Genomic DNA, 6,958 nt, shown 5'->3' with positions numbered 1-6,958 from the left:
TTTCGGGTGGGCGGTTGGGAGTAGAATAACGGGTAAAAATTTTGCTGTATTTATCACGTGTGATTTTGCACGAGCTTACATGCTGGAACTGGTAAAAGTAGAATAACAGGTAAAAATTTTGCTGTATTCATCACGTGAGATTTTGCGCGAGCTTACATGCTGGGACGTGTGAAAGTAGAATAACGTAAAAAATTTTGCGGGATTTATATATTCACGTGAGATTTTGTGCGATTATATTTTTGTGAACTACACGCATTACACGTTATAAATTTTGTGAAACTTACGAGCTGATTTATTTTATCAGTTAATAAGTGAATAAATAAAAATTTTTCGAGAGGGGTATTAACTATCATGACAAAAGACGAATACGTCAAATCAATACGTGAGACCGCAGAAGAGTATTTCAGGAGCGGGACTTATTTTTGTTCGGAGGCAGTATTACAGACAATTAATGACGCTTTAGGGCAGCCATTCAGCGAGGATATTGTAAAAATGGCCTCAAGTTTTCCGATTGGACTGGGCAAGGCTCAATGTTTATGCGGTGCAGTATCAGGCGGAGAAATGGCACTAGGGATCGTTTACGGCAGGGTAAAGGGTCAGCCTATGAATCCTAAAATGTTTGAGGTCGCGAAGGGACTTCATGATTTCATAAAGGAGAAATACGGCGCGACTTGCTGCAGGGTCATGACTCGTCAGTGGGCAGGCGATAATTTTATGTCTCCTGAAAGAAAGGCCCATTGCATAGAAATTACCGGAGTCGTTGCCGAGTGGGTAGCAAAAACTTTAATTGAAGACGGAAAATTGCAGGTTCCTGCAGCGTAAAAAATTTTTATTCAGGCTGGGAGTCATTCCCAGTCTTTTTTTTGTATAATATGGCCATGAAAGAAAATAATTTAGCTATAACAAGAGCAGCATTAATATTAAACGCGATAAAAGCTCCGTATAAGGCATTTATTAATTTATGCGGAAAATTTAATCCTGAAGAGTTATTCATAGGGGGAGAAAATTTTTATAATGAGCTTGGCCTGAGTTCGAGCGTTCAATCAAGATTAATAAATATACTCGCAAAAGATAACTGGGTAGATAAAGAACTTGAGAAAATTTACGCGTTTGACTCAAGATTTATTAACGCGCTTGATATTGATTATCCGGCAAAATTAAGAGATTTAAGCAAGCCCCCTATAGGCTTATACGTTAAAGGCTCGGCAAATATTTCGCTCCCTTCTGTTGCAATCGCGGGAACTCGTAAATGCAGCGAATACGGCCGGAATACTGCTATAAAACTTGCTAAGGCTCTTGCACTGTCAGGAATAATTATTATCAGCGGCGGAGCTCGTGGAATTGACGCGGCGGCACATAGAGGCTGTTTATCAGAAAACGGCGTAACTGTTGCAGTGTTCGGAACTGGACTCGATAAAATTTATCCCACTGAACATAAAGATTTATTCAGGCAAATTTTAGAAACGGGCGGCGCATTAATCAGCGAATATCCCATGAATTCAGGCGGGGAGTCTTGGCGTTTCCCTGAACGTAATAGAATAATAGTAGCTCTTGCAGGACGGGTAATAATCGCTGAATCTCCTGAAGACGGCGGGGCAATGATTACAGCTCGTTATGCTCAGAAATTAAACCGTGAATTATGGGCAGTTCCGGGACGAATAAATGACGAGACTTTCAGGGGCTCAAACTCTTTATTGAACGAGGGAACGGGCGCAATTATAAGTATTGAAGAATTTATTAACAAGATAACGGCTAATTCACAAGTAAATATAAATTTCTCGCAGTCAGAATCAGACTCAGAGTCAAAATCAGGAATTAACGATCAAAATATTAACTTATCAAGCGACGAAAAAATTATATATTCACTCATTCACGCAAAAAATAATATAACGTCCGACGAGCTTATAATTTCAAGCAAATTAAATTTTACAGAGATACAAAGCGCATTAGTCTTACTTGAGGCCGAAAATTTAATAACAAGCAATGCGGGCAGATACTCAGCAGTTATATAGCCTCATAAATGCCCAGTCATAAAATTTTATTGCTTTATTCCTGTTGAACTTGAAGTTGAAGATATAGCCTCAAGAATGTCATAACGTTCCATTTGTAAATGTTTCTCCATTTTTAGGGCTTCTTCAATGGGAGTCTCAACAATTCCGCCCTCACGAGTACAAATAACGCTCCCCGAACGTCCTTCAGCAAACGCCTTCACAGCATAATAGCCCATTCGAGTCGCTGTCTCTCTGTCTCGTCCTGTAGGTGCTCCGCCTCGCTGAATATGCCCTAACACTGTAACACGCGGATCCATTCCGAGGGACTCCTTTATTTTCTGGCCGATTTCCACTGCGCTGCCTGCTCCTTCTGCTACGACAATCATAAAATGTGTAATTCCTGAAAGTCTTGCGTTCTGAATTCTTTCTATTACGTGCTGCTCGAAATCCATTTCACGCTCAGGAACTAATACAGAAGTTGCGTCAACTGCGAGTCCTACATAAAGCGCAAGAAATCCCGCATGTCTTCCCATGACTTCAACGACCGAGCATCTTTCATGAGACTGCATAGTATCGCGTAATTTGTCAATGCAGTCAATAGCAGTATTACACGCCGAGTCAAATCCTATAGTGTAATTTGTGCAGCCTATATCATTATCGATTGTAGCGGGAATTCCCATAACAGGAACGCCGAGCCGTGAAAGTTCAAGCGCGCCCCTAAATGTCCCGTCGCCTCCTACAGCAATAACACCGTCAAGACCTAACATTTTGCAAGTTGCTAGAGCTTTTTGCCGGCCTGCCTCCGTCATAAATTCAGGACTCCTAGCTGTATATAAAACAGTTCCGCCCCGTCCTACAGTATGACGAACTACATCATCATTTAATACGACAAAATCACCGTTGATTAAGCCCTGCCAGCCTCGCCGGATTCCTATAGACTGAATCCCGAAATAATTTGCAGTCCTGTAAACAGCGCGAATAACGGCATTCATTCCGGGGGCATCTCCGCCGCTTGTGAGGACTCCTATACGCTTTATTTTCTTGTCTGACATAAATTAATAGCTCCCTTCATATTTAAATAATGCATAAAAATTTGCGTTTTCGTGGATAAGTCATATATTATCATTAATCTTAAAAGTTGATAGCCGCGAAAAAATTTTTTATTGAGTGAATGCCCTGTTATGTATCACTAATCATGCTTATAAATTCCTGCTCGCTTAAAATTTTTACTCCGAGTTTATTTGCCTTCTCAAGTTTTGAGCCTGTTTTGTCGCCTGCAACTAGATAACTTGTTTTCTTGCTGACACTTTCAGAGACCCGCCCGCCCAAATTTTTGACTCGTTCGGCTGCCTGTTCGCGAGTCATTGAGTCAAGACTCCCAGTGAAGACAAATATTTTTCCGGATAATTGCCCGTTGACTATAATATTATTACTTGTCATGTTCAGGCCAAGCGCGCGGAAATTCTCGATTAAATTCAAATTTGACTCGTTCCTGAAAAACTCGTGAACACTTTTCGCGATAATCGGCCCGATTCCTTCAATTTGTGCTATATCGCTTTCACTTGCTGATTTTAACGCGTCAATATTCCCGAATCTATCAACTAATAAAGCAGCTGCATTTTTTCCGACATCAGGAATTCCCAGAGCAGTAATTAAATTCTCAAGCGGGCGAGTCTTTGATGATTGCAACTCATTCATGATATTTTCTGCGCTTTTATTAGCTATCTTATCAAGTTTGAGCCAGTCAGAAATTTTCAAGCTATAAATATCGCTCAAGCATTTAACGAGCCCGGATTCTATTAACTTAGCTGCTAAACTATCACCGAGTCCCTTAATATTCATACCTGAACGGGACGCAAAATATTTCAAGCCTTCTATCAATTGAGCAGGACAAGACGCGCGATTTGTGCACCTGTAAGCAATTTCACCGGGCAATCTCACGACTTCAGACTCACAAACCGGGCAATTTTCCGGCATTGTAAAAATTTTCTCGCTGCCTTTACGCGCTGATTTGTCGACTTCTATAATTTCGGGGATAATTTCCGCTGCTTTTCTGACTCTTGCCAAATCACCGACTCTAATATCCTTACGCGTAATCTCGTCATAATTATGGAGTCCTGCCCGCTGCACTACAGTCCCGGCAAGTTTTACAGGCTCAAGAATTGCTACAGGAGTCAATACTCCCGTCCGGCCGACTGAAATTTTTATATCTTTAATGCGCGTTAATACTTCTTCAGGGGGATATTTATATGCTACTGCCCAGCGGGGAGCGTGAGAAGTTGAGCCGATTTCCTGCCATTGAGTCAAATCATCGAGCTTTATTACTACTCCATCAGTAATATAATTCAAGTTATAGCGTTCATTTTGCCAGTGAGCTATGAAATTATTAACCTCGTCAAGATTCTCACAGTATTTATAAGCACTCTGAACAGGAAGGCCTAAATTTTGCAGGAATTCGAGCGATTTTATTTGACTCGTTATTCCGAATGACTCAGCGTTTACGACATAATACAAAAATATATCGAGTCCCCGTTCTGAAATTATGCGTTTATCCTTCTGTCTAAGAGTCCCGGCGGCGGCATTTCTTGGATTCGCAAAAGTCTTCTCCCCTCGTTCTGTACGTAATTGATTGAGCGCGTTAAACCTGTCAAGAGTCATCAAAATTTCGCCCCTGACTTCAATTTGCCCCGATGGATAATTTATTAATTTCTTAGGAATTGAGTCAATCGCTAAAATATTTTCCGTAACATTTTCGCCCGTTTGCCCGTTGCCACGAGTCGCGCCCTGAATCAATTGCCCGTCTTGATAAATTAATGAGACTGCGAGCCCGTCAATTTTCATTTCACAAGTAAATTTATTATCGCGTTTAATTCTCATGAAAAAATTTTCCAGCTCTTCACTCGTAAAAACATTATCAAGCGACAACATGGGAATATCATGATTTACAGGAGAAAATAAATTACTTACTGAGCCTCCGACGTTATGAGTCAAAAAATTTTCGCGCTTGAATTCGGGGTGTTCGCGTTCCAAATCATTTAATTCACGTACGAGCGAATCATATTCAAAGTCGCTGATTTCCGGAGAGTCCTTATCATAATATAATCCCGCATGATATTTTACGAGATTATACAGCTCATTCATGCGGGTTTGAAAGATGTTCATAATTTAGGCTTTAGGCTTCATAGCAGGGAATAAAATAACGTCCCTTATTGAGCGCGCACCGGTCAAGAACATTACTATTCTGTCCATTCCGATACCCATTCCGCCGGTGGGAGGGAGTCCTGCCTCGATTGCGTTAATAAAATCTTCGTCGAAAACATGAGCCTCGTCATCGCCTTCTGCCTTCTTTCGTGCCTGATCCTCGAATCTCTCGCGCTGGTCAATAGGGTCATTAAGCTCGCTGAATGCATTAGCAACTTCTTTACCGAACATGAATAATTCAAATCTGTGTGTGTAATCAGGATTTTCCGGGTCGCGCTTAGATAATGGCGATATTTCCGTCGGGTGGCCTAATAAGAAAGTAGGTTCTATTAATTTTTCTTCCCCGAATGCCTCAAATAAAAGATTCAACACTGCGAACTTGCTTTCATGTCCCGTCATTTCCGAGCCGAGTCCTTTAGAGCGTGCTATTTCTCTTGCTTCCTCGTCTGATTTAATTGCGTCAATATCGACTCCGGCGAATTCTTTCACGGCCTCGCGCATTGTTATACGATTAAAAGGTTTTGAGAGATCTATTTTTGTCCCGTTCCATTCGATATTAAGAGTCCCTATAGATTTCGCGGCGTTCCTGATTAACTCTTCGGCCAAGTTCATCATGTCGACATAATTAGCGTAGGGCCAGTAGACTTCCATCATGGTAAATTCGGGGTTGTGCATTGTGTCAATTCCTTCATTGCGGAAATTCCGGCCTATCTCGTAGACTCTTCCCATCATGCCGACAACTAGACGCTTTAAATATAACTCTACAGCAATACGCATATACATATCGAGTCCGAGCGCGTTATGAAAAGTTTTAAACGGTCTAGCATTTGCCCCGCCTGCTAAGACTGACAAAATAGGAGTCTCAACTTCAAGAGTGCCGTGTGATTCTAGAGTCTCTCTGAATGACGAAATAATTTTAGAGCGTTTTCTGAAGACTTCCCGGACTTCAGGATTTGCTATTAAGTCCATATAACGCTGTCTATATCTTATTTCAGTGTCAGTGAGTCCATGCCATTTTTCAGGAAGCGGGCGAATTGCTTTACTGAGTAATTTATAACTCGTTACCATGATTGTGAGTTCACCGCGCCGAGTCCTGCAGGGGAGTCCCTCAATTCCGAGCCAGTCGCCAGTGTCTACCCATTTTTTAAGGAAATTATATTCTTGTTCGCCCACTGTATTAAGCTGAAAATATAATTGTATACGTGAATTCTCGTCTGCTAAGTCCGCAAAAGTCGCTTTGCCCTGCCTTCTGATAGTCATAACCCGCCCCGCTGTCTTAATGGGTGAGTCTTTAGCTTCTTCTTCAGGCTGTAGATAGTCAAATTTTTCGCGGATTGACTCAAGAGTGTCGCGCCTGTCCCATGTTTCATTGACGTAGGGATTGTAGCCTTCTTCAGTTAAGAGACGCTGTAATTTTTCCTTGCGCTGTCTTACTACTTCGTTATCTTCTGCGTTAAATAATTCTTCAGGCATAAATAAAATTAGCTCCTTCATAAAATTAATATTTCACGATATATTTTATTACATGATTAAAATTTTTATTGATTATGTGCTGAGTCTTTCTCTTGAATAATATATAATTTTTTCGAGCTTATCACATTACATGTTAGCGGGCCGAGTCATTTTCCTCTCATTGAGTCATAAAGTTTGCTGTATTAATTAAATACATCGCTTCAGGACAATTTTTTTCATGGGATTATATTAATTTCTTGTATTAAATTGCAAAAATTTCTGTAATTTTACGTATTGCATTTTTTTTTTTTTTT

Annotated in this window: 5 protein-coding genes; 2 read left to right on the top strand and 3 right to left on the bottom strand. The window is 40.8% G+C overall.

The window, feature by feature from the left end:
• Positions 1 to 351: 351 nt before the first annotated feature.
• Together IJS99_01695 and dprA are read left to right on the top strand one after the other, a co-directional pair.
• Positions 352 to 822, top strand: coding sequence for a C_GCAxxG_C_C family protein (locus tag IJS99_01695; protein MBQ7560533.1), 471 nt, complete (start codon positions 352 to 354; stop codon positions 820 to 822).
• A 50-nt stretch (positions 823 to 872) separates the two neighbouring features.
• Positions 873 to 2,012, top strand: coding sequence for a DNA-processing protein DprA (gene dprA, locus IJS99_01690; GenBank protein ID MBQ7560532.1), 1,140 nt, complete (start codon positions 873 to 875; stop codon positions 2,010 to 2,012).
• 26 nt (positions 2,013 to 2,038) lie between these two features.
• Here dprA and IJS99_01685 read toward each other — a convergent pair whose 3' ends face one another.
• The 3 genes from IJS99_01685 to lysS all read right to left on the bottom strand — a co-directional run bounded on the left by IJS99_01685 (position 2,039) and on the right by lysS (position 6,665).
• Positions 2,039 to 3,043, bottom strand: a complete 1,005-nt coding sequence (locus IJS99_01685) for a 6-phosphofructokinase (protein MBQ7560531.1) — start codon at positions 3,041 to 3,043, stop codon at positions 2,039 to 2,041.
• Between the two features lie 127 nt (positions 3,044 to 3,170).
• Complete coding sequence (gene ligA / locus IJS99_01680; GenBank protein MBQ7560530.1) at positions 3,171 to 5,153, bottom strand: NAD-dependent DNA ligase LigA; 1,983 nt, start codon at positions 5,151 to 5,153, stop codon at positions 3,171 to 3,173.
• Positions 5,154 to 5,156: 3 nt separating this feature from the next.
• Complete coding sequence (lysS, locus tag IJS99_01675) at positions 5,157 to 6,665, bottom strand: lysine--tRNA ligase (protein ID MBQ7560529.1); 1,509 nt, start codon at positions 6,663 to 6,665, stop codon at positions 5,157 to 5,159.
• Between the last annotated feature and the right edge of the window lie 293 nt (positions 6,666 to 6,958).

The sequence above is a fragment of the Synergistaceae bacterium genome (genome assembly GCA_017444345.1).
In the GTDB taxonomy this organism is placed as follows: domain Bacteria; phylum Synergistota; class Synergistia; order Synergistales; family Aminobacteriaceae; genus JAFUXM01.
Note: the sequence above shows the minus strand (reverse complement) of the source record. Positions and strands in the feature narration are given on the sequence as shown.